Annotated in this window: 22 protein-coding genes and 1 tRNA gene; 2 read left to right on the forward strand and 21 right to left on the reverse strand. The window is 68.9% G+C overall.

The features are described 5' to 3' along the window. Position 1 precedes the first annotated feature (1 nt). The 14 genes from ptsP to KBI44_06290 all read right to left on the reverse strand — a co-directional run bounded on the left by ptsP (position 2) and on the right by KBI44_06290 (position 15576). On the reverse strand, positions 2-1756 hold the full coding sequence (gene ptsP, locus KBI44_06225; GenBank protein MBP9144060.1) for a phosphoenolpyruvate--protein phosphotransferase: 1755 nt from the start codon (positions 1754-1756) through the stop codon (positions 2-4). Next, the gene (locus KBI44_06230) at positions 1753-2022 is read right to left on the reverse strand and encodes an HPr family phosphocarrier protein (GenBank protein MBP9144061.1); all 270 of its coding nucleotides are present in this window, start codon (positions 2020-2022) and stop codon (positions 1753-1755) included. The genes ptsP and KBI44_06230 overlap by 4 nt, the downstream gene beginning before the upstream one ends. Further along, a complete protein-coding gene (locus KBI44_06235) occupies positions 2015-2458 on the reverse strand; it encodes a PTS sugar transporter subunit IIA (GenBank protein MBP9144062.1) in 444 nt (147 codons plus the stop codon). The genes KBI44_06230 and KBI44_06235 overlap by 8 nt, the downstream gene beginning before the upstream one ends. Then, the gene (rapZ, locus tag KBI44_06240) at positions 2455-3354 is read right to left on the reverse strand and encodes an RNase adapter RapZ (GenBank protein ID MBP9144063.1); all 900 of its coding nucleotides are present in this window, start codon (positions 3352-3354) and stop codon (positions 2455-2457) included. The genes KBI44_06235 and rapZ overlap by 4 nt, the downstream gene beginning before the upstream one ends. Further along, positions 3323-4282 (reverse strand): HPr(Ser) kinase/phosphatase, encoded by a 960-nt coding sequence (gene hprK, locus KBI44_06245; protein MBP9144064.1) that lies wholly within the window; start codon positions 4280-4282, stop codon positions 3323-3325. Before hprK ends, rapZ begins: the two co-directional genes overlap by 32 nt. Then, a complete protein-coding gene (locus KBI44_06250) occupies positions 4275-4766 on the reverse strand; it encodes a PTS sugar transporter subunit IIA (GenBank protein MBP9144065.1) in 492 nt (163 codons plus the stop codon). Before KBI44_06250 ends, hprK begins: the two co-directional genes overlap by 8 nt. A gap of 3 nt (positions 4767-4769) precedes the next feature. Then, complete coding sequence (gene raiA, locus KBI44_06255; protein MBP9144066.1) at positions 4770-5321, reverse strand: ribosome-associated translation inhibitor RaiA; 552 nt, start codon at positions 5319-5321, stop codon at positions 4770-4772. Positions 5322-5337: 16 nt separating this feature from the next. After that, complete coding sequence (gene rpoN / locus KBI44_06260) at positions 5338-6810, reverse strand: RNA polymerase factor sigma-54 (GenBank protein ID MBP9144067.1); 1473 nt, start codon at positions 6808-6810, stop codon at positions 5338-5340. Positions 6811-6832: 22 nt separating this feature from the next. Then, entirely contained in the window at positions 6833-7567 is a 735-nt protein-coding gene (lptB, locus tag KBI44_06265) for an LPS export ABC transporter ATP-binding protein (protein ID MBP9144068.1), read from the reverse strand. Then, the gene (locus tag KBI44_06270) at positions 7564-9591 is read right to left on the reverse strand and encodes a hypothetical protein (GenBank protein MBP9144069.1); all 2028 of its coding nucleotides are present in this window, start codon (positions 9589-9591) and stop codon (positions 7564-7566) included. Before KBI44_06270 ends, lptB begins: the two co-directional genes overlap by 4 nt. A gap of 10 nt (positions 9592-9601) precedes the next feature. After that, entirely contained in the window at positions 9602-11326 is a 1725-nt protein-coding gene (recJ, locus tag KBI44_06275) for a single-stranded-DNA-specific exonuclease RecJ (GenBank protein ID MBP9144070.1), read from the reverse strand. A gap of 6 nt (positions 11327-11332) precedes the next feature. Next, positions 11333-12322, reverse strand: coding sequence for an acetyl-CoA carboxylase carboxyltransferase subunit alpha (locus KBI44_06280; GenBank protein MBP9144071.1), 990 nt, complete (start codon positions 12320-12322; stop codon positions 11333-11335). A 67-nt stretch (positions 12323-12389) separates the two neighbouring features. Next, a complete protein-coding gene (gene priA, locus KBI44_06285) occupies positions 12390-14855 on the reverse strand; it encodes a primosomal protein N' (protein ID MBP9144072.1) in 2466 nt (821 codons plus the stop codon). Positions 14856-15054: 199 nt separating this feature from the next. After that, entirely contained in the window at positions 15055-15576 is a 522-nt protein-coding gene (locus KBI44_06290; GenBank protein MBP9144073.1) for a CarD family transcriptional regulator, read from the reverse strand. A 225-nt stretch (positions 15577-15801) separates the two neighbouring features. On the opposite strand from KBI44_06290, the gene KBI44_06295 reads away from it, so the two are divergent. Beyond that, positions 15802-15887, forward strand: a tRNA-Leu gene (locus KBI44_06295). 41 nt (positions 15888-15928) lie between these two features. On the opposite strand, the gene KBI44_06300 is transcribed toward KBI44_06295, so the two are convergent. The 7 genes from KBI44_06300 to KBI44_06330 form a co-directional block, all read right to left on the reverse strand. Next, complete coding sequence (locus KBI44_06300; GenBank protein ID MBP9144074.1) at positions 15929-16402, reverse strand: hypothetical protein; 474 nt, start codon at positions 16400-16402, stop codon at positions 15929-15931. Positions 16403-16423: 21 nt separating this feature from the next. Then, entirely contained in the window at positions 16424-16924 is a 501-nt protein-coding gene (locus KBI44_06305; protein MBP9144075.1) for a VOC family protein, read from the reverse strand. Positions 16925-16975: 51 nt separating this feature from the next. Then, positions 16976-18103, reverse strand: coding sequence for a serine hydrolase (locus KBI44_06310; GenBank protein MBP9144076.1), 1128 nt, complete (start codon positions 18101-18103; stop codon positions 16976-16978). A gap of 73 nt (positions 18104-18176) precedes the next feature. Further along, the gene (locus KBI44_06315) at positions 18177-18854 is read right to left on the reverse strand and encodes a hypothetical protein (GenBank protein MBP9144077.1); all 678 of its coding nucleotides are present in this window, start codon (positions 18852-18854) and stop codon (positions 18177-18179) included. 38 nt (positions 18855-18892) lie between these two features. Further along, positions 18893-19708, reverse strand: coding sequence for a helix-turn-helix domain-containing protein (locus KBI44_06320; GenBank protein ID MBP9144078.1), 816 nt, complete (start codon positions 19706-19708; stop codon positions 18893-18895). Between the two features lie 64 nt (positions 19709-19772). Continuing rightward, positions 19773-20387, reverse strand: a complete 615-nt coding sequence (locus tag KBI44_06325) for a nuclear transport factor 2 family protein (protein ID MBP9144079.1) — start codon at positions 20385-20387, stop codon at positions 19773-19775. Between the two features lie 146 nt (positions 20388-20533). Continuing rightward, entirely contained in the window at positions 20534-21445 is a 912-nt protein-coding gene (locus KBI44_06330) for a CPBP family intramembrane metalloprotease (GenBank protein MBP9144080.1), read from the reverse strand. Between the two features lie 259 nt (positions 21446-21704). Here KBI44_06330 and KBI44_06335 point away from each other — a divergent pair, with 259 nt between their 5' ends. Continuing rightward, positions 21705-21968, forward strand: coding sequence for a hypothetical protein (locus tag KBI44_06335; protein ID MBP9144081.1), 264 nt, complete (start codon positions 21705-21707; stop codon positions 21966-21968). Positions 21969-22015 lie beyond the last annotated feature (47 nt).

Raw genomic sequence — 22015 nt, forward strand, 5'->3', positions numbered from 1 at the left:
CTCATCCTTGTCCGGGAGCCTCGGGGAGCTCCGCCAGCAATCGATAGACCTCGGCTCCCGAGCGGGCGGCGCAGCAGGCCACCGCCAGGCGGGCCGCGTCGCCGGCACGAATGCCGGCCATCTTCAGGCGCAGCGCCGGGATCGCGCTCGGCGAGGCGGACACCCTGCGCAGGCCGAGGCCGACCAGAAGCGGCAGCATCTGGGCGTCCGCCCCCATCTCGCCGCACAGGCTGACGGGGATGCCGGCCGCGTCAGCGCTCTCGATGACGAAGCGTAACATGCGGAGAATCGCTGGATGGACCGGTTCGTAGAGGCTCGCCACGCTGCGATTGTTGCGGTCGACGGCCAGGGAGTACTGGATCAGGTCGTTGGTGCCGATCGCCATGAAGTCCACGACCCGCGCCAGGCTGTCGGCGATGATCGCTGCTGCCGGCACCTCCACCATGATGCCGACCTTGACCGTGGAGCGGTGGGCGATGCCCTCTCGCGCGAGCTCGGCGGCGGCCTCCCCGAGGAAGCCGCGCAAGGCCTCGACCTCCTCCACCCGGCTCACCATCGGCGCCATGATCCAGAGATCGCCGGCATCGGCGGCGCGCAGGAGCGCCCGGATCTGGGTGCGGAAGATGTGCGGCCGGGCGAGAGTCAGCCGGATCCCGCGCAGGCCGAGAACCGGATTCTCCTCGGCGCTGTCCATCATCTCCCGTGCGAGCTTGCGCCCTCCGAGATCGTAGGTCCGGACGACGGCCGGGAAAGGAGCGGCGGCCTCGATGAGCTGGAGGTAGACCCGCAGATGATCCTCTTCGGTGGGCAGGTGGGGGTCGGTCTCCATGTACAGGAACTCGCTGCGGTAGAGCCCGATCCCCCGCGCGCCGAGACGGTTGAGGGTGCCCAGCTCTTCCGGCAGATCGATGTTCGCCATCAACTCGACCGGGACGCCGTCCGCGGTGACCGGAGGCGACTCGCGCGACTCGGCTACTCCAGCCCCGGTCGCGACCTGCGCGGCGCGCAGCTGCTGGTACTCGGCCAGGACCTCCGGGGTCGGATGCAGAATGACCAGGCCGGCCCGGCCGTCCACGATCACCGGGTCGGAGTTCGTCACGTAGTCGGTGACTTCCTCGAGACCGGTCACCGCGGGCAGCCCGAGCGACCGGGCGATGATCGACGTATGCGAGGTCCGGCCGCCGGCCTCGATGGCGAAGCCGACGACCTTGTCGCGGCCCAACCGGATCGCTTCCGACGGCATGAGGTCGTCGGCGACGAGGATCACGTCGCCGGTGACGTCCGAGATCTCGTGGTGGGCGATCCCCTGCAGCACTCTCTGGAGCTGTCGACCGATGTCCTCCAGATCCTGTCCGCGCTCGCGGAGGTAAGGATTCTCGATCTCCGAGAATCGCTTGGCGAGCTCGCGCGACGTCTCGTGCACGGCCCACTCGGCGTTCACCTGCTCCTCGACGATGCGGCGCTCGACCTGATCGAGGAACATGCGGTCCGAGAGCAGCAGCGAGTGGGCGTCGAAGATGGCGGCCAACTCCTGGCCGAAGAGATGGCTCGCCTTGGCTCGTGTCCGCTGGATCTGCTGTTGCGTGGCGCTGCAGGCCGCCTTGAGCCTGGCGACTTCGGCATCGGTCTCTTCCGCGGCGATCGGGATGCGGAACACCTCGAGCGCGCGGTTCGCGATGACGACGGCTCGACCGATCGCGACCCCTTGAGAGGCCGGCAATCCCTGCAGCGTGATCATCGGTCGGATCCCGGTCATTCGCTCTCTCCGAATCGGTCGGCAAAAAGGGCGGCGATCTCGTTCACCGCCCGTTCTTCGTCGGGCCCGTCGCAGCGCACCCCGAGCTTCGAGCCCTGTGGCGCGGCGAGCAGCAGAAGTCCGAGGATGCTCTTCGCGTCCACGTCCTCGCCAGCGAACAGGACGCTCACGCGACAGGAAAAACCGCTCGCGAGGTGCACCAGCTTGGCGGCCGCCCGGGCATGAAGGCCCAGGCGGTTCACGATCTCGATCTCGCGCTCAATCATGGTCGGAGCACCCGACGGCCGGCGGCGGCGGCGGTCCTTTGGGATCCGCCGTGCCTCCGCGGCAGATGCTCCTTCTTCCCTTCTCTTCCAGCCAGCGGGCCGTCTCGATGAGCGGCCCCGGCAGCACCGAGGAGCAGCTCATCCGGACGACCATCGGCAGATTGACACCCGTCACCACTTCGATCCGTCCCGGCACCGCCAGGGCGATCGCCGCGTTCGAGGGCGTGCTGCCGTACATGTCCGTGAGAATGAGGACCCCATCGCCGCGATCGAGGCCGGCGACCGCGGCGGCGATCCGCTCGCGCGCCGCGTCGATGCCCTCGTTCCATTCGAGCGACAGCGCCCGGATATCCGGCCGGACGCCGGCGATCGTCTCCGCCGCCGCGAGCAGCTCCTGCGCGAGTCGTCCCTGCGTCACCAGCAGTACGGCGGTCAAGATTTCGACCTTTCGAGATCTCGGTGCTTCACTCGCACCGTCCAGCTGGCCTCCCCGAGTTGCGCCGCGAGGGCCTCGACGGAGGCGACCGACCGATGCTGGCCGCCGGTGCAGCCGATGCCGATCGTGAGGTAGCTGCGATTCTCCTGCTGGTAGCGCGGCAGGAGGAAGCGCAGGAGGTCGGCGAGCCGCGTGACCAGCTCCTGGAAATCCGTCTTCTGGCGGAGGAACTCGCGCACCGGCTCGTCCAGGCCGGTGAGTGGCCGCAGGTCCGGATCGAAGTGCGGATTGGGCAGGAAACGGACGTCGAACAGCAGGTCCGCACCGAACGGGGCTCCGTGCTTGTAGCCGAAGCTGACCAGGCTCACGTTCATGACCGGCTCGTGGCCGGCGTCGCGCCCGAACTCGCGGTAGATGAGGCTGCGAATGTCGTGGATCGACCAGTCGCTGGTGTCGAGAATGAGGTCGGCGGCGCCGCGCAGCTCGCTCATCATGGCGCGCTCGGCGCGGATGCACTCGACCACCGGCAGCTCGTCGGAAAACGGATGCGGCCGCCGCGACTCAGAGAAGCGCCGAATCAGCGCCTCTTCCGAGGACTCGAGGAAGACGAGCGTCGTCTGGATCCGGTTGCGATCGAGCTCGGCGAGGAGGAGTGGCGCCTCGGCGGCGAAGCCCGGAGCGCGCATGTCCATCACCACTGCGATGTGGTCGCGCCCAGGGACGAAGTCGAGCGGCGCAGCCACGAACTGCCGCAGCAGCGGCAAGGGCAGGTTGTCGACGCAGTAGTACCCGAGGTCCTCGAAACACTTCGCGACGGTGCTCTTCCCCGATCCGGAGAGCCCGGTGACGAGGACCAGCCTGGCCCTAGCGGGGCTTGCCGCTTCGGCTGCGCTCAAGTTGCTCCTCCAGCTTGCGCGCGAACTCGCGCGCGGAGTGCGTGCCCTGCAGCTTCAACACATGATTTCGCGCCGCGATCTCGACCAGGTTGGCGACGTTTCGCCCCAGCGCGACCGGCATGCGGATGTAGGGACAGGGCGTGTCGAGGATGCTGAACACGGTCTCATCGAGGCCGAGCCGGTCATAGGCCTGCCCCTCGCGCCACGGTTCGAGCTCCACCACCAGGTCGATCGGCTTGCGGGCGCGGATCGCCGCCAGTCCGAAGAGGTCCTTGACGTTGATGATGCCCAGGCCACGCAGCTCCATGTGGTGCTTCAACGTCTCCTCGGAGAATCCGACGAGCTCGCCGCTCGGATAGCGCTTGATCGTGACGCGGTCGTCGGAGACGAGGCTGTGGCCGCGGGTGATCAGGTCGAGAGCGGCTTCGCTCTTGCCGACGCCGCTCGATCCGATGAGCAGCACGCCCAGGCCGTAGATGTCGAGCAGCACGCCATGGAGCCGGGTCGACGGCACGAGGTGGTCTTCGAGAAACCACGAGAGCTGCTTGATCACCACCGAGGAGAGCGCCCCCGACTGCAGGACGGGAATCTGACGCGCCCGGAACTCGTGGAGGAACTCCTGCCCGGGAACCAGTGCCTTGGTGATCACGACGACCGGTATCGGCAGGGCGGCAATGCGGCGCAGCCGCTCGCGGCGTTCCCCTTCCTCGACGGTCTTCAGGTACTCGAGCTCGCTCTCTCCGACGATCTGCACGCGGCCAGGCTTGATGTACTCGTAGTAGCCCGCGAAGGCGAGTCCGGGCTTCTGCACGCGCGGGTGCGTGATCGGATTGTCGAGATGGTTCTCGCCGGCGAGGACGGAGAGGCGCAGATCGGCGAGCTCACCGCCGAAGAGCTCGCTCACCAACACGCTATGGGTCTCAGGCATGCGATGGCTCCCCGGCGCCGGCGCGGAGCGCAGAAATCAGCTCCAGCGATCCGCGAGCCTGCAACAGGAGCTCCCGTCGTTCCGGCTCCCGCAGGAATCGCGCGACTGTGGCCAGTGCCTCGAGGTGCCCCCCGGCGCCGGATTGAGGGGCCACGATGGCGAAGAAGACCTTCACCGGCGTGCCGTCGGGCGCTTCGAAGTCGACACCGACGGGGTGACTGGCCACCGCCATGTGAACTCTGCTGGCTCCTTCCACTCGGCAATGCGGAATGGCGAAACCGTTTCCGACAGCTGTCGATCCGAGCGCTTCGCGCTCGAGGAATCCCGACCGAATGGCGGCGGCGGACGTTTCCGTCACCGCTCGGGATACCCCGGCGGCGATCTCGTCGAGCACTCCGGACGCGGAGGTCGCCGCGAGCGCGGGCAGAACGAGCTCGGAGCGAAGCCACTTCGAAAACGTCGAATCCGGAAGTCCGCCTCTCAAAGATCAGATCTCGGGAACGATGAGGCCGTAGTCGTCGTCGTGCCGGCGGTAGATGACGCTGACTTTCTCGTTCTCCAGGTCGCGGAAGACGATGAATTCGCTGCGCGAGCTCTCGAGCTTCAGCGCGGCTTCGGTGATGGTCATCGAATGGATCTCGAGATGGCTCGACTTGACGACGATCGGCGACTCGCCCTGGCGCACACTCTCCCGCGTCAGAACCTCCACCGGCCACTGCTGAGCGCTGGCCTCGGAGCGGTCCTGGCGGCGTGGATGATCGACCTGGCGCTTGCGCGCCCTCTTCGCCTGCTCTTCCACCTTCTCGGTGGCGAGAAGGAGCGCGTCGTGCAGCTCGACCGCCTCCTCTCCGGCCAGGAACTCGCCCGAAGCGCAGCGCACCTTGATCTCGACCGAGTGCCGGAATTTTCCCGCCTCGAGGACGATGTGCGCGTCGATCGGTTCGGGGAGGAACCTCTTGAGCCTCTCCAGCTTCTCGGCGGCCAGGGTTCGCGTCTTCTCCGCGACCTGCAGGTGCCTGCCGACGAATTCGATGTTCATGGATTCCCTCCCCTGGTCAGAAGATGCGTTTGCGATCCGAGGATGAAGGCACGTTCAGCTCGTCCCTGTACTTGGCCACGGTCCGCCGGGCAATCTGGATGCCTTCGCGGTTGAGGATGCGCATCAGCTCGCTGTCGGAGAGCGGATGCCGCGTGTCCTCCGACTCGACCAGCTGCCGGATCTTGCGCTTCACGGTGAGCGACGAAATATCCTCGCCGTAGTCCCGGTCGATGCCGCTGTGAAAGAAGTACTTGAGCGGGAAGAGACCGCGCGGCGTATGCATGTACTTGTTCGACACCACCCGGCTCACCGTGGACTCGTGCATGCCGATGTCTTCGGCGACGTCGCGCAGCACCATCGGCCGGAGGTGATCCAGGCCGTGGTCGAGGAAGTCGCGCTGCTGGCGGACGATCGAGGTCGCGACCTTGTAGATCGTGCGTTGCCGCTGGTCGAGACTCTTGATCATCCAGAGCGCCGAGCGCATCTTCTCGGAGATGAACTGCTGGGCGTCGTTCTGGCGGCCCTCCTGCCGGAGATTCTTCAGCATCCTGCGGTAGGACCTCGAGATCCGCAGCCGCGGCAGGCCGTCGTCGTTCAGCTGAATGACGTATTCGTCTCCCACCCGGATGACGTGGACGTCGGGCTCGATGTAGTGCGTGCGATCGTTGGTGAACTTGCGGCCCGGCCGTGTCTGGAGGGTCTTGATCTCCTCGATGACCGGCTCCAGGTCGGCCAGGGTGACCCCGAGGGCGCGCGCGATCGTCGCGTACTGGCGGCGCAGGAAGAGCTCCCAGTGGTCCGCGAGCACCTGGCGTGTGATCGAGTCGGCCGGCTCGCCGCGCAGATCGAGCTGCAGGAGCAGGCTCTCGCGGAGGTTCTCGCAGGCGATTCCCGGCGGATCGAGCCGCCGCACCTGTTCGAGGACGGCGCGCACCTGCTCCATGGCGAGCGGCTGTTCGCGCCCCGAGCTCGCCAGCTCGTGAATCTCCTCGAGCGAGGCGGCCAGGAAGCCGTCCGGGTTCAGGTTGCCGACGATGAGCTCGGCGATCTCGCGCTCGAGCGGCGGGAAGTCCGAGAGATGGATCTGCCAGAGCAGGTGGTCGTAGAGGTCGGGCTCGCGCGTCAGGGTGTTCTCGAGCGGCGGCGCCTCGCGATTCTCGGATTCGCCGTAGCTGCCACCGTCGTCACCGGAGGCGTCGTCGAGATAGGCCTCGAACGCCACCTGCTCGAGGCGCTGGCGCTCGATCACTTCGGGCGCCGGGACCTCATCGCGGGCCTCGTCGGGCGAGAGCTCGACCGGCGAGCCGTCCTCCTCCTCCTCTTCGACCTCGCTGGCCTCCTCGAGGACCGGGTTGATCTCGAGCTCCTGGGCGACGACCGCCTCGAGCTCGAGGCGGGTCATCTGCAGCAGCTTGATCGCCTGCTGCAGCGACGGCGTCATCACCAGCCGCTGCGAGAGCTTGAGGGAGAGTTTCTGTTCGAGAGCCATGAAGTGTCGGGAGTGAGGGGCGCTAGAGCTCGAACTGCTCGCCGAGGTAGATCTTGCGGACCTGCGGATCGGAGGACAGCTCGAGCGGCGTGCCGGCGCGAAGAATTCCGCCGTTGTTGATGATGTAGGCGCGGTCGGTGATCTTCAGGGTCTCTCTGACGTTGTGGTCGGTGATCAGGATGCCGATTCCCATCTGTCTCAGGTGGCGGATGATACCTTGAATGTCGAGGACGGCAATCGGATCGATGCCGGCGAACGGTTCGTCCAGGAGGATGAACGAGGGCGAAAGCACCAGCGCGCGGGCGATCTCCACCCGGCGCCGTTCGCCGCCCGAGAGCATGTAGCCCATGCTCTTGCGGACCTTCTGCAGCCGGAACTCCTCGATCAGCCTGTCGATGCGCCGTTCCTGTTCGGCATGCGTGAGGTCGAGGGTCTCGAAGATCGCGCGCAGGTTGTCCTCGGACGAGAGTTTGCGGAACACCGAAGGCTCCTGCGGCAGGTAGCTGATCCCCCGCTGCGCCCGCAGGTACATCGGCAGATCGGTGATCTCGTCGTCTCCCAGCATGACCTTGCCGCCGTCCGGAGGCGCGAGGCCCACCACCATGTAGAAGGTCGTCGTCTTGCCGGCGCCGTTCGGTCCGAGGAGCCCGACGATCTCCCCCGGCGCAACCTCCACGGAGACGTCCTGAACGACCGTCCTCCCGCCATAGACCTTGCGGAGGTTGGTCGCCCGGAGCCGCGGTCCCGCCGCCTTCATTGCGCCGCACCCACCAGGCGTGCCGAGCCCGACTCGAGGTCGTAGAGGGCCCGCTTGCCCTGGAGCGTCGCGCCGGTATCGTCTTTCATGGTCACGGGACTCCCCCGGAGCTCGATCGTCTCCGCACCGACGTCGTAGAGCGCGCTCTCGGCCTGGATCGAGCGGCCCGCGGTGGCGTCGCGCAGCAGGATCTTGCCCTTGGCGGTCATGGCTTTCATCTGCTGCGCCGCGTCGAGCTCGCCGACGAGCTCGTCGCAGGTGAGCGTCCGCGCCCCTTGCGTCAGCCGGACGCCGCCGGTGTAGGTGACGGTAGCCTCCCTCCGGCGATAGGAGAGGAAGTCCGCGATGACCTCGGTCATCGTCGCGGTATCGGAGGGGGCGGAGGGGGCGGAGGGAGCGGCCGCCGGCGCCGGACTTGCGGCCGGCTTCCGGAGGTCGATCAGGGTGCGCACTCCCCCCGAGGCAGAGAGTCGCTCTTCGGTCTCCTCGCCGTGCAACTGGTTCGCCAGCAGCAGGCTCTTGCCCTGCCAGGCGCGCACCGTTCCCTTGAGGAAGAAGCCGCGCGGCGCGTCGGTGAAGATCGCTTCGTCGGCCTGGAATTCGATCGGCTGGTCGGCGCGGAAGCCGACGCCGGCGACGGCCTTGCCGCCGCCGCGCGCCAGGACGCCGCGCACGCCCCGGTCCGCGGTCAGCAGGCCGCTCTTGCGCGCATAGACGATTCGGGGCGCGACGAGCTCGCCGCTGTCGCTCTCGGTCCGCGCCGGATCGCCGAGCAGCTCCGAGCGCTCGGCGGCGAGGTCGAAGTGCGCCTGGTCGCCCTTGCCCTGGAACTTCGGGTCGGTCAGGGTGACGCCGCCGATCAGAACGACGCGGGCGATGCCGCCCCCAGGAGCGAATTCCGCTTCGGCGCGGTCGGCACGCCCGGAGCGCAGCGGGTCGTCCAGGCCCCGCACGTACTCGGCGAAATAGACCGGTTCGGTGCTCCTGGCGGTCTGCGGCCGTCCGCCCTCGAAGGTCATCCAGAGCGCTCGCGAGGCGAGTCCGTGGATGGTCGCGCCGTCGACCGACTCGATCAGCGCCAGGTTCTTGCCTCGTCCTTCGAGACCCATCTCCAGGGGTTCGTTCACACCCGCGGGACCGAACTGCAGGGAGAGCTTGGCGCCGCGGAAGTCGATCCGGTCGGCGGCGTCGGCGGCGACCGCGAAGTAGCTTCCCGTCAAGGCGCCATCGAGCAGGAGCAGGGCCGGCGTCTCGCCGTCCTCGGCGAGAAAGAGCTCGGCCTCGTCGGCCGCGAAATGACTGGCGCCGCGGCCGACGCGAACCGCGCCCTTGGCCCGCAGGACGCGGCCCGCCCGGTCGAGCACGACCTTGCCCGCGTCGACGGTCATGCGTTCTACCCCCGGGGGCTGGCCCGACAGCGCCACCGGGCCGCGCATCGTCATCAGGTCGAGGGCGACGTCGAACTCGAGGGCTCCCGCCTCGCCCTGCCAATACTGCCCGTGGCGGAGCGCGATCGGGCCCTCGGCGGCCAGGAGCTTGCCGCCTTTGGAGAGTTGCAGCTGGCCGCTCTCGACCGCGAGCTCACCGCCGGCGAGCTTTACGTGACCGGTGAGGAGAGCTTCCTGGGAGTTCGAGTCGTAGCTGGCACGGTCGCTCGCGACGGAGTAGCTCGTGGCCTCGCGGAAGATCTCGAAGCGCACCCCTTCGAGCTCGATCTTGCCCTCGCGCGTCGTCTGGAAGCGGTCGCCATGCACGCTGAAGACCGGCCGCCCCTCGAGCGACTGGGTGAAATCGAAGGCATCGCTGGAGGCGACCACGTTGGCGTCGCTGCCGGCGCCGTCGGAACTCGACGTGGTGGCCTCTCCGGAGGAGCCCGATCGGGGTGCGGCGATCGGCGGCTCTTCGTCAGGGGCTCCCTGGCGTCCGAGGAGGAAGAGCCCGGCCAGACCCGCCAGCGCGACGAGCAGCGCGCCCAGAAGGGCGCGCCGCAGACGCTGGATCGAACCCTGATTCGCCCTCTTCATCACCGCCATTCTAGTGGGTCCGGGGATGCGCCGGGCGGCTGTCGACGAGACGCAGGCGGGGGCGGTTGCGGAAGCGGTCGTGCTCCACCGCCGCCAGCATCTCGAACTCGCCGTCGAAGGCACCGTTGCGCGCGGCGCGCTCCGCCCACTGCCAGGCGACGACTTCGACGCTGCTGCTGCCGACGGCGGCACGGCCGTCGGCGACAGCGCTCACCAGGAACCCGCAGTGCCCGGCGCCGAAGAGGCGCAGCTCACCGGCCCTACGGCAGGGGCCGAGACGGAAGACCGGTTCGGGATTCCCCATGCCGAACGGTGCGAGTCGCGCCAGACGCTCGAGCAGCCCCGGGGTCACCTCCGCGAGGCGGAGCGGCAGGTCGTACTCGACCTCGGGCTCGAGCTTCTCGGGCGGCCAGGCGGCGGCCGCCGCCTCCCACTCCGGCGCGAGTTGTTCGAGAGCGGCGGCGTCCGAGGTCAGCCCGACCGCCTGGGCGTGCCCGCCGAAGCGCGCGAGGCGCGACTCCCAGCCGCGCAGGAAGCCGTGCAAGTCGATCCCGGGCACGCTCCGCCCCGAACCGACGGCGATCCCGTCGCCCTCCGAGACCGCGAAGAGCACGGCCGGCCGGTGGTAGAGACGAGCCAGGCGGCCGGCGGCGATCCCCACCACGCCGCGGTGCCAGGCCGTGCTCCAGCCGATGATCACGCGCGGCAGGTCGCGTCCGGAATAGCGGGCCGTGCAATCGTCCACGACCCGTTTCTCGAGGTCTCGCCGCTCGGAGTTGAAGCGTCCCAGCTGCGCAGCGAGCTCCCTTGCCCGGACCGGATCCCGGGTCAGCAGCAGCTCGAGCGCCGGATCGGCGGCCCCTAGCCTGCCGGCGGCGTTCAACCGCGGTCCGATGCGAAAGCCGACGTCGTGCGCCGAGACCGGAGCTCCGACCTCCGCTTCGGCCAGCAGCGCCTGCAGCCCCACCGATGGAGTGCTCGACAGGCTGGCGAGACCGCGGCTGGCGAGCACCCGGTTCTCGCCGACCAGCGGCGCGGCATCGGCGATCGTTCCGAGACAGGCGATCCGGAAGAGCGCGGTCCAGGGGACCTCGCGCCCGAAGCGCTGCAGCAGCGCCGCCCCGAGTTTCAGCGCCAGGCCGACGCCGGCCAGATCCTGGAACGGATAGGAGCAGCCCTCCTGGCGTGGGTTGATGACCGCTGCGGCGCCGAGCGGCCGGTTCCCCGGCAGGTGATGGTCGGTAACGATGACCTCGATCCCCCGCCGATTCGCCTCCGCGATTGCGGCGTGTGCCTGGATTCCGCAGTCGGCGGTGACGATCAGACGGCAGCCGAGCTCTTCCGCCTGCTGGATGTGCATCGCTTGCGGGCCGTACCCGCCGGCGTGGCGATTGGGCAGGATGCCATGCGCTTCGATACCGACCGCGCGAAAAACCCCCAGGAGGAGAGCCGTGGCGGTGAGGCCGTCGACGTCGTAGTCGCCGATTACAGCGACGGGACTCCGCCGTTCGTGCGCGGCCAGGAGGAGGTCGAGCGCCTCCTGCATTCCCGAAAGCTGCAGCGGATCGTGCAGACTGTCGTGGCCTGGAGCGAGGAAGGCGGCGGCCTCGGCGACGGTCGTGACGCCGCGCTGCGCCAGGAGGAACGCCAGATCGCGCGGCAAACCCGTGACTTCGAGCTGCTGGAGGAGTTCATCTGCCGGCGCGGGCAGTCTGGCGATCCAGATCGCGGGCACCCGTCTTCAGGAACCGCCGGCCGCGGCGGCCCCAACGGGCCCGCCGACGCCTCCGGTCACCCCGAGCGATCGGAAGCGGCGGTAGCGCCCTTCGAGGCGCTCCTCGGGGCTCATCTTCTCGAGCACCTGGAGCGCCCTGTCGATCGCGTCCCCGAGCCGCGCCGCGCCCGCCTCGGGATCGGTGTGCACCCCCCCGGGAGGCTCGCTGACGATCTCGTCCACGACCCCGAACTTGAGGAGGTCGGGAGCGGTGATGCGCATCGCCTCCGCCGCCTGCGCCTTCATCTCCTGGTCCTTCCAGAGGATCGCGGCACAGCCCTCGGGCGAGATCACCGAGTAGACGGCGTATTCGAAGATCAGCACGCGGTCACCGACGCCCAGCGCCAGAGCTCCGCCGCTGCCCCCCTCGCCCGTCACGGCGACGACGATCGGAACCCGGAGTCCGGCCATCTCGAGGAGATTGCGGGCGATCGCCTCGGCCTGTCCGCGCTCTTCGGCGTCGAGGCCGGGATAGGCGCCGGCGGTGTCGATCAGGGTGATGACCGGCAGGCCGAAGCGCTCGGCGAGCTTCATGATGCGCAGCGCCTTGCGGTAGCCCTCGGGCCGTGGCTGGCCGAAATTCCGCGCGATGCGCTCCTTCGTGCCGCGCCCTTTGTGGTGGCCGATGATGGCGACCGAGCGGCCGCGGAATCGCGCCAGGCCGGCGACGATGGCGGCGTCGTCGCCGAACGCCCGGTCGCCGTGGAGCTCCACCCACTCCTCGGTCATCATGCGGACGTAGTCGAGGGTGTAGGGCCTGTCCTGGTGCCGCGCGACGAGCGCCTTCTGCCAGCGCGAAAGACCCGCGAAGATGCGCTCGGTCTCGCTGCGCAGCTCCCTGCGCAGCTCGCGCAACTCCCCTTCCCGGCCGCTACCCTCCGGGTAGCCCTCGAGCTCTTCGATCCTGTGGCGCAGGGCGACGAGGGGCTCTTCGAACTGGGCGTCCTGGAGACTCACGGGGGGGACAGGTTACCGGAGGCGCGGGAAGCAGGTCAAACCGCTCTGGGCCGCGAGGCCGGTCCGTTCACAGCAGATGAAAGGGGTCGACGTCGACCGCGAGACCGGCGTGCGGCTTCTCCCCGAGCGCCTCGCGGATCGCCTGCCGGAGGAGGCCCCCCTGGGCGGAGCGGACCAGCAGTTGCAGCCGCCACTCGCCGCGCAGGCGCTCGAGCGGCGCCGTGGCCGGTCCGGTGACGCGCAGCTCCTCGGCACGCGGATGGCGGCCGATGCGCGCGGCGATCTCGCCGAGGCGGGCGAGGCCGCGTTCGCGGTTGGCGTCGCGCAGCAGGAGCTGCACCATCCGGGTGTAGGGCGGATAGTGGAAGATCCGCCGGAAACGCATCTCCTGTTCGGCGAACGCCACATCGTCCTGCAGCAGCGCCGCGCGGATGGCGTAGTGGTCGGGCAGGAAGGTCTGGATGACCATGCGTCCGGGACGCTCGCCGCGGCCAGCGCGCCCGGCCAGCTGGGTCAGCAGGGCGTAGGTCTTCTCCACCGCGCGAAAGTCGGGAAATCCAAGGTAGCTGTCGGCGGAGAGGATCCCGGTGAGAGCGACGCGCGGGAAATGATGACCCTTGGAGACCATCTGGGTGCCGACCAGGATCTGGGTCTCGCCGCGCTGGAAGCGCTCGAGGATCGCCGCGGGGCCGCCGCCACGGGAGAGCGCGTCGCGGTCGAGCACGTCGACGGCGGCATCGGGGAAACGCTCCTTCACCGCCTCTTCGATGCGCTCGGTGCCGGAACCGATCGGCTCCAGAGTCTCGGCCCGGCAGCGCGGGCAGCGCGGCGGCACGGCGAGCCGGGAGTCGCAGTAGTGGCAGATCAACTGCTCGCCGCGGCCACCCTTGCGGTGGTAGGTGCGCGGCAGGCCGCAATCGTCGCAGCGGAAGTCCTCGCCGCAGGCCCGGCAGAGCAGCAGCGGCGCGTAGCCGCGTCGATTGCGCAGCAGGATCGTCTGGTCGCCCTCGGTCAGGGCGCGCTCGATCTCGGCGAGGAGGCGGGCCGAAAACTGCACGTCGCCGGGCAGGCGACCCTTTCCCCCCACTCCGACACTCGGTTCGTTGCGCAGGTCGACGAGGATCCCTTCGGGGAGGGCGCCGTTGCCGGCGCGCTCGGTGAGCGTCAGCGCCGCCATCCGGCCGGAGACGACCGCGAGGCGGGTCTCGAGCGAGGGCGTCGCCGAGACCAGCACGGCGACCGCGCCGGCGAGCTTGGCCCGCATGAGTGCGAGGTCGCGCCCCTGGTAGCGTGGCGACGAGTCCTGCTTGTAGGAAAGGTCCTGCTCTTCGTCGACGACGATGAGGCCGAGCCGGGTGACCGGCGCGAAGAGTGCCGAGCGCGGACCGACGACCAGCCGCGCTTCTCCGGTGCGGATGCGCGCCCACTCCTGCTGGCGCTCGGCGGCGCCGAGCCCGGAGTGCAGGACCGCGAGCTCCTTCGGAAAACGCAGACGCGCGGCCGCCGCCAGGGCGGGCACGAGGGCGATCTCGGGGACCAGCAGGAGGACACTGCGGCCGCCGGCGAGCGCGGCGGCGGCGGCGCGGAGGTAGACCTCGGTCTTTCCCGAACCGGTCATGCCGCGCAACAGGAAGCGCTCGAACTTCCCGCTGGCGAGCGCGCGCTCGAGCTCGGTCACGGCGCTCGCCTGGTCGCCACGCAGCTCGAGCAGCGGCGGCGCGGCGGAGCTGCCGTTGGCGTGGGCGAGGAGATGGCGGTCGAGTCCGAGCCGGCTCGGCTGGCTGAAACGAAGCAGGATGCCGAGACCGGTGAGGCGCCTCAAGACGGCGGCGCTGCAGCCGACGCCCTGGCGGAGCTCGTCGGCGAGCGCCGGCCGGCCGAGGGCGACGAGAAAATCGATCACCGCGCGCCCGGCCGCCGATCGCCCGGCGCGCTCGCGCTGGAGATCCGGGTCGCCGGGGGCGAGCTCGAACGCCGCGGCGTAGCGTTCGCCGCGCGCTCCGGCTTCGTCCCAGGCGAGGGCGCCCTCCTCGATCGCCTGCACGAGGACCGCCTCGATCCGGGGATCGTCGAGCTGCTCCTCGATCTCCGAGATCCGCATCTGTCCACGCTCGAGGAGCAGTCCCTGCAGGTCTCGACCGAGGGCCTCGTGATGCAGGGCCAGCGCCCCCTGGTCGGTGAGGCGGACGCGCCGGTCGCCCCACGAATCGGCCTCGGCAGGGATCATCGCCGCGAGGACGTCGCCCAGGGGTGTCAGGTAATAGTCGGCGGCGAAGCGGGCGAGCTCGAGCAGCTCGGGAGGCAGCACCGGATCGCGGTCGACGAGATTCTCGATTGCCCGGGTGGCGAAGCCCTCTGGAGCGGCGGCGCGCGTCGCGACCACATAGCCCGTCATCCGGCGGCGCCCGACCGGCACACGCACGCGCGCTCCGGGTTGGACGCGCTGCTGCTGATACGGCGTCAGGTGGTAAGTGAAGGTCTGCCCCACCGGCAGCGGCAGAGCGATGTCCACGAACGCGGTCGCCGGCGCCACGTCGGCCCCAGCCGCTGGCTGTGGCTTCGCTGGCTCCGAGGGCCCCGGCAGCAGCGATTCCGATTGCGGCCTGTCGGCCACTAGGTGGCACCCTGCGTCAAGAGCTCCCCCCGTGCGCGTTCGGACCGGCAGAAAGTGAAACGGCCGCCCCAGCTTCCGGAGAAGCGGGAGCGGCCGCAGGCTTGCACGACCACGGCGACTAGCTGGCGAGCAGGTCGCCCTTCTTCTTGCGTTCGATGCTGGAGGTCAGGGCGCGCTCCACCTGCTGTTCGGCGTCGCGCTCGGTCAGTCCCTTGACGTGGGCGACTTCGCTGACGATGAAGCTCTTGGCGCGCTCGTACATCTTCTTCTCACGGAAAGAGAGACTCTTCCTCTGGCTGACGAAGCGGAGGTTCTTGAGCACTTCCGCGACCTCGGTGATGCGGCCGGTCTTCATCTTCTCGACGTTCTGCTTGTAGCGGCCTTTCCAGTCCTTCTGTGCTTCGACGCTGCCGTTCTCGAGGATGCCGAACAGCGTGCGGATCTCCTTCGCCTCGCAGAGGGGACGCAGCCCGACGAGATCGAGGTTGTCCTTGGGCACCATCACCTTGGAATTTCCCGACAGGAGCCGGAGGTGGTAACAGGTGCGCTCGGTGCCATCGATCCGGCTCGGAGCAATCTCCTCCACAACGGTTACGCCGTGATTCGGGTAGACGACCTTCTGACCGACTTTGAATGTCACGTCCTCTGCCCCCTTCTGTAACTATTGTGAAGCTGGGTACTTAGGATACGAGAGCTACAACTGCCGACGCCGAAGAGTAGCCGAAAACGGCGAATTCGTCAACCCCTGGGGGTAGCATAACTGCGGCGTAAGTGTCCGCTCACAAGGGAGTTTTCCACCGACTTTTCCACAGATTGACAGCACCCTGCCCGGCCCGTAGCATCCCTCCCCCACCACCTTTTTCATGCCGGAGTGGCGGAATGGCAGACGCAGGGGACTCAAAATCCCCCGTCCTCACGGGCGTGCAGGTTCGACTCCTGTCTCCGGCACCAATGGAATCAATAACTTAGTAATCCAGCACGGCCCGCTCGAGCTATTCGGTCGGCATTCCAGGCGCGCGCCGGAGGCGCCGGCCCAAGCTGTACCAGAGGAGAAAGCCGACCAGGATGGCGAGGGGGAGGCCGAAGAGGGCCATCCAGAAGAGTGGCGTGAGAACCAGGCTTTCGAAGTCCCCTCGCCGGAAATCGCGGCCGACGACGAAGTAGTTGGTGAGGCAGCCGGCGACAGCTCCGGCCGCGAACGCCTTCAGGGTGAGGGCGATGGCGTCGAATCCCAGGTGCGGGCCGGCGGCCGCGAGCTTCGGGGCGCCGAGCCAGGCGACGCCATAGAGCCCCAGGGCCGCGATGCAGAGATGCGCCCAGTGGAACGAGCTGACGAAGCCGGCGAAGAGGGGTCCGCCGAGAGCCAGCACCATCCCCGGCACGAGGACGAATCCGAACGTCGCGACGAGGACGACGACCCGGCGAACGACCTCCAGGGGCAGACCCGGTGCGTTCACGAGCGCCACCCGCCGCAGCTCATCCCGGCCTCACTCCGGGAGATGCCGCGGCTGGATCACCGCGTCCGGAGGCGGCAGTTGCGAGGGATCGAGGAAGAGCACCTCCACCGCCGAGCCGATCTCGGGGAACTGGAAGTAGGCGAAGTCGAAGGCGTCGTCGGCACTCCCCTCCTGCAGGCACTCGCGCCCCTGCGCTATCAGTTGGGCCTTGGCGGCGCGCACCGCTTCGACGGTCGGATAGACCAGGCAGGTATGGTGGAACCCTTCGCCATGCTCTTCGAGGTGCTCATCGCAAACGCTGCGGCCGGTGTGCGGCGAGACGAGCTCGAAGTGCCCGCCGCCGACCGCGCACAGCGCCACGCGAAAGGTGAACGGGGTCTCCACTCCGTGCACCCTCGACCTCGTGGGCACGATCGTATGCACTGCCCACGGCCCGACCCCGAGCGCGTCCGCCAGGCGCTGGGCAGTACCCTCGAGATCGCGGACGACGAAACAGGTGTGGTGGAGGGCGGCAGGCAACGGCATCGTCATGCGTTCTCACTCCTCGCGGACCGCGGTTGAGCGCATTCTGCCGGAGCCCGCCTACTCCTGCAAAGTCCCCAGCGCCGGCAGGAGCTGTTCGAAGAGGAGCTTCTGCGTCAGGCGATGCGGCTGTGGCACGCCGAAGTTGGTCGTGGTGATGACGATGACGGCGTCGAGATCGGGTACGACTTGCACGGTGTTGCCGCCCGTGCCGTTCATCGCGAAGCTCTCGAGCGTCCTGCCGGGGAAGGCCGCCAGCGCGGGAAAGTCGTGGATCCACCACAGGTAGCCGTAGCGGGTGGTCTCGTCGATCTCGGCGTGGGGGGCGGTGGCGGCCGAGATCCACTCGGCGGAGATCACCTGCTTCCCCTGGAAGCGCCCACCGTCGGCGGCGAGCTGCCCCAAAGCCCAGAGGTCGCGGGTGCGCAGGCCGAGGCCTCCGCCGCCCTGTGCGAGACCGAGCGGCGAGTACTGCCATTCGGCCCCGGTGATTCCCAACGGTGCGAAGAGCGCCTCCTCGGCGAACTCCGCGAGCGGCTTCCCCACTGCCGACTGAACGACCGCGCCGAGGGTCGTGACCCCGGCGGTGCAGTAGCGGAAGTTGCGTCCGTACGGCGAGTCGGCGGGCTTCCTGTACCAGGCGGGAAACCCCTGAATCGGCAGGTCGAGGAAGAATCCCACCCAGTCTTCGACGAGGTACATCCTCTCCTCGTTGCCGCGCGAGAAGGAGTTCTCGTCGTCGCATTCGAGCAGCGAGCTCATGGTGAGAAGGTCCTCGACGGTGATCGCCCCCTTGCGCACATCGGGATTCTCGAGGGGCCGTTTGCCGATCGCTTCGGCGAGGTAGGGCAGGATCGGCGCGGCGACCGACGGAATCCGGCCGCGCTCGATCGCCAGCCCGGCCAGGAGTCCGGTCACGGTCTTGGTCGCCGAGCGCGTGTTTCGCCGTGCTTCGGCGCCGCCGGCGTCGAAGTATCGTTCGAAGAGGATCTCGCCCCGGCGGGCGACGAGGACGCTGGTGATCTGCTGGAAGTCCCCGCGCTCGATCGCGGCCGCGGCGGCAGCAAACTGCTGCGGCACGGGCGCCGACTCGCCAGCGCGAGCGAGCGGTGGCAGGGCGAGCGTGAAGAGTACGACCTCCAGGATAGGGAGAAGTGCGCTGAAGCGGCGGAGTCTCGAGCGGTTCATGGTTGCAATCTAGACGGGTTCCCGCTGCCGGTCTTGCACGAACGCAACCTTGCCTGCCGCCGGAGAAAGGGACTCAGGGCGCAGCCGGATAGCCGGGGATCTTCGCCCCCAGGCGGATGTCGCGGCGCACGTTCCAGACCCCGTCTGCACCCTTCGTCGGCGTGGCGATACCGCTGCCGCCGCGCCCCCGATCCTGGCTCGCGCGCTGCTCGGGTCCGAGACGCGGATCGTCGGTGAACAGGATGTCGTCGATGTAGTAGGTGCAGCGGCCCGGCTCGATGAGGTGCATGTGGATGTGCTGCGGGATGTCCGTGCCGGGATAGCCGCCGGGCCGGATGGTGTCGAACTGGTAGGTTCCGCTGGCGTCGGTCCAGGCCCATCCGCGCAGGCGCCCGTGCCGGACCCCCGCCTGCTGGGCCGCTGGATCCGGCGGGTAGAGGCCGCCCGCGTCGGTCTGGTAGGCGTAGACGATGACGCCGGCCGCCGGCTGCTTGCCGTTGGCAGTGAGCACGGTGCCGCGGATCCGCAGCGGCTCTCCCGGCTCGCTTGCGGGTGCGATGCGGGCCTGCGCCGGAGGCGCTGCCGGCATGCCGACGAAGACCGCCTCGCAGCCCTCGCACGGCAGACCGACGACGGGCTCCCGCGCGGGCGCGGAGTCCGCGGCGCAAGCCGGTGCGGAAAGCGCGAGCGTCACGAGAAAAGCTCTCAGCAAAGGGGTGCGGACGACTCGGCTGGGGGTCGAGCGTTTCATCGGTGGCCTCCGGAGTGCTCGGGTACTTTTCATCGGATTCAGTTCGAGCCGCGGCGGAAGGTGCGCGGGGTGACGCCGAACTGCTTGCGGAAGGCGTTGCTGAAGTGACTCTGATCGGCGAAGCCGGCGACGGCGGCGATCTCGGCCAGCGGCGCCGCCGTGCGCTGCATCATCCGCCGGGCACGGTCGAGGCGGCAGCGACGCAGATATTCGCTCGGCGAGCGTCCGAAGGCGGTCCGAAAGCGTCGTGCGAGGTGCACCGGATGCACGCCGAGCTCGCCGGCGATCTCCCCCACCGACCGGGGAGCCGCGCCCATGCAGGTATCGCGCAGGAGCTCTCGCGCCCGCAGAAGCCAGCCCGGGACCGCGCTGCCCGTCGCGTCGCGCGGCACGCCCGTGCGCAGTAGCAACTCCAGGCAGAGCTCCTCGGTCACGCAGGAAGCGAGCGCGTCCAGGCCGCGAGCCTCGGACAGCAATTGCCGCACGAGAGGCACCGCCGCCGCCCCTACGCACACACCCTTTACCGAGAGCTTTGTTTCCGTTTCGAGTTCCGCCATCGCAGCGTCCGAAATCGACAGCGTGGCGAACGCCGCCCGCGAGAGATCGGTCTCCTCAGCGAAGCAGTCGCGGTGCGCCGTTCCAGGAGGGCTGTAAACGATCAACGGCGGTGAGCCGTCGACCGGCAGCTCGGCGCTGGTCTCGTAGCGGCCGCGCAGCACGAAAACGAAGTGGGCGTCGTCATGGCGGTGCGGCGCGACCTCGCGATTCGGCAGCGTCGGCGTGAACTGCGCCAGCCGGAAGCCTCCCACCTCGCGCTCTGCCGCCGCCCGGCCGAAGAAGCTGCCGAACGGCATCGACGGCGGGTGTTCGCCGACTCGGCCAGGTGGGGGGCTCGCCATGCAGACTGTACGCGCCGGTCTACGCGAGGTTTTCCCGGCGCGCTCTCCTGACCCTGGCGAGCTTGCCCCAGGCCGCTTTTGCGCCCCAGAGGAGCAAAGCGGTGGCAAAACCCTGGAGGTACCGCAAGCGCTCCTGCGTGTCGGACTGGCCGAGGTATCGGCCGGTCACTTTCCAGTGGCCTTCGCGCCGCTCCCAGGTGTCGACCAGGCCGGAGTCGAGGCCGAAGGGGATCGGAGAGACCCGGAAGTGGAACCTCGAGCTCACCACGGCATGGTCGCCGCTCACCCGCACGCGAAACGCCTCGTAGCGCGGCCGGCTCCAATTCATGCCCACCGCGTTCCCGATCCACTCCTCGAGCAGGATCTCCTCCAGGACTCCCGGGGAGGTCAGGGCATACTCCGGTGCCATCAGCGCCCGCAGGGTGGCCTCGTCCTTCTTTTCGAGGGCCTCCATCCAGGCGACCGAGAGACGCTTGAGTTCCGCGACATCGACGGCATCGGTCGCCGGGGCGGTCTCGGCCGATTCCGCCACCAAGGCCTCCGGTGCTGCCGTCGCGGTCGCCTGCGCGGCGAGCGGCCCCGAGCCGAGCGCGGCTGCGAGTGCCAGGATTGCGAGCCTGCATGGACCTGCCATCGGCGCGACTCCGTTCTCCGGAGCGACGGCATCGACCTCGAATGCTGCCGCCGGGTCGGCGGACTGGCGGATCGAAGCGCCACTCTTCGGAAGTTCCGACGGAGACTGTCACACCACCGGTTCCGACAGGCGGCCGGCAGAGTCGATCAGGAGGCACGCTCCCTCGACCTCGCCCAGTCGCGTGCCGTGCGCCGGATCAGAAGGGCGCTCGCGGCGGCGAAGAAGAGGGCGCAGAGATAGCTCCCCTCCGGCCCCTGGGCGCCGCCGGTCAGGGCGTCCGGCCCGACCGGTGTCAGCTTCGCGATGAGCGCGGGCAGGTGGGCGTCGAAGCCGGTGATCGGCAGCTCGAAGCCGACGGCGATCAGCCAGTTCCAGCCGATGTGCCAGCCCATGACGCCCCAGATGTTGCCGGTCGTGAGCGCCCAGGCGCAGGCGAACACGGAGAAGAGAAAGGTCCCCAGCATGATGTCCCACGCCTGATGCGGGCTGTAGTGCAGCAGCATGAAGACCGTCGAGGTGAGCACGACCGCGAGAACGACGTTGAGACGGCGGGCGATGGCCGACATCAGCCAGCCGCGGAAGAGGATCTCCTCGACGCTCGACTGAACGGCGAAACCGGCCGCAAGAGCCGTCATGCGAAGCAGCGCAGGCGCCGAGGCCCACACCGGGAGGACCTCCCCCACCGCGTAGCCGCCAGCGAGACCGATCGCAGTGACGACCAGCGTCGAGGTCGCGAGGCCGAGCCCCAGCCCGGCGAAGAAGGTCCTCCACGGCCGCTCTCCCAGCAGACCGATCGTGGCCAGCGACCGGCGCTCGACGAACCCTACCCAGGCGAAAAGGACGGCGCCGATGAGGGAGAAATCGAACAACAGCAGGGTGCAGAGTCCTGCAAAGCCGAGCGGCTCGCCCTGCCCGTCCACCAGCCCGAGCTGCAACTCGATCTTCCAGGCTGCGATCGACGGCAGAGCCACGATCAGAATGCAAAGTACCGGAGCGAGCGCGCCCCAGGGGAGCCAGCCCTTCGCGGGCTCCGGCGAGTAGAGGACGGTGGGTGTCATGCCGGGGATCCTGGCGCCTCGGCCGCAGGTCGTCTTGCACGGATGAAACTGTCGGCAACCGTTGTCGGGGAGGCTCGCTGCGGGAGGATTCTGCAATCCGGCGCCGGTCGAGGTCGCGCCGAGCGCGGCGCCAGGGCCCCCAGCCACCCGGTGGCCCGGGTTTTGCCGCCACCTCGACCGAAGGCCCGGAACGTGCACGGCAAGTTCCCAAGCCGCGCAGCGTCCCGCACGCGGCCTTCGAGCGAAGGCGAGGCGAGTCATGCGACTGAAGAACGAGCAGTGGATCGAGACCGACGATAGCCAGAGCACCGGACCCGAGGGCGCTGGCCAGGCGGGAGACACGCAGGATCTGCCCGACACCTCCGGGGAGGCGGAGGAAAGCGTCCAGGATCTGGTCGAAACCGGGCAGGACTTCCAGGCCGAGTTGGTCGAGGGGATGGAAGATGCCGCAGCCCACCCCGAGGCACCGGCGACAACGCACGAAGATCGCCGCAGCGACGTCCGCGACGTCGACCGGATCTGAGAAGAGCGGAGAAGATTGGATCGACAGGGAGAATCCGCCATGAAGGT

This window comes from Thermoanaerobaculia bacterium, assembly GCA_018057705.1.
Lineage (GTDB): Bacteria > Acidobacteriota > Thermoanaerobaculia > Multivoradales > JAGPDF01 > JAGPDF01.

Bases quoted from the DNA above. Each gene is read 5' to 3' on its own strand.
- hprK (MBP9144064.1), bottom strand. From the start codon at position 4,282: ATGCCTGAGACCCATAGCGTGTTGGTGAGCGAGCTCTTCGGCGGTGAG.
- KBI44_06325 (MBP9144079.1), bottom strand. From the start codon at position 20,387: ATGGCAGGTCCATGCAGGCTCGCAATCCTGGCACTCGCAGCCGCGCTC.
- KBI44_06320 (MBP9144078.1), bottom strand. From the start codon at position 19,708: ATGCCGTTCGGCAGCTTCTTCGGCCGGGCGGCGGCAGAGCGCGAGGTG.
- KBI44_06335 (MBP9144081.1), top strand. From the start codon at position 21,705: ATGCGACTGAAGAACGAGCAGTGGATCGAGACCGACGATAGCCAGAGC.
- KBI44_06305 (MBP9144075.1), bottom strand. From the start codon at position 16,924: ATGACGATGCCGTTGCCTGCCGCCCTCCACCACACCTGTTTCGTCGTC.
- KBI44_06310 (MBP9144076.1), bottom strand. From the start codon at position 18,103: ATGAACCGCTCGAGACTCCGCCGCTTCAGCGCACTTCTCCCTATCCTG.
- rpoN (MBP9144067.1), bottom strand. From the start codon at position 6,810: ATGGCTCTCGAACAGAAACTCTCCCTCAAGCTCTCGCAGCGGCTGGTG.
- raiA (MBP9144066.1), bottom strand. From the start codon at position 5,321: ATGAACATCGAATTCGTCGGCAGGCACCTGCAGGTCGCGGAGAAGACG.
- lptB (MBP9144068.1), bottom strand. From the start codon at position 7,567: ATGAAGGCGGCGGGACCGCGGCTCCGGGCGACCAACCTCCGCAAGGTC.
- KBI44_06330 (MBP9144080.1), bottom strand. From the start codon at position 21,445: ATGACACCCACCGTCCTCTACTCGCCGGAGCCCGCGAAGGGCTGGCTC.
- KBI44_06230 (MBP9144061.1), bottom strand. From the start codon at position 2,022: ATGATTGAGCGCGAGATCGAGATCGTGAACCGCCTGGGCCTTCATGCC.
- KBI44_06315 (MBP9144077.1), bottom strand. From the start codon at position 18,854: ATGAAACGCTCGACCCCCAGCCGAGTCGTCCGCACCCCTTTGCTGAGA.
- KBI44_06270 (MBP9144069.1), bottom strand. From the start codon at position 9,591: ATGAAGAGGGCGAATCAGGGTTCGATCCAGCGTCTGCGGCGCGCCCTT.
- ptsP (MBP9144060.1), bottom strand. From the start codon at position 1,756: ATGACCGGGATCCGACCGATGATCACGCTGCAGGGATTGCCGGCCTCT.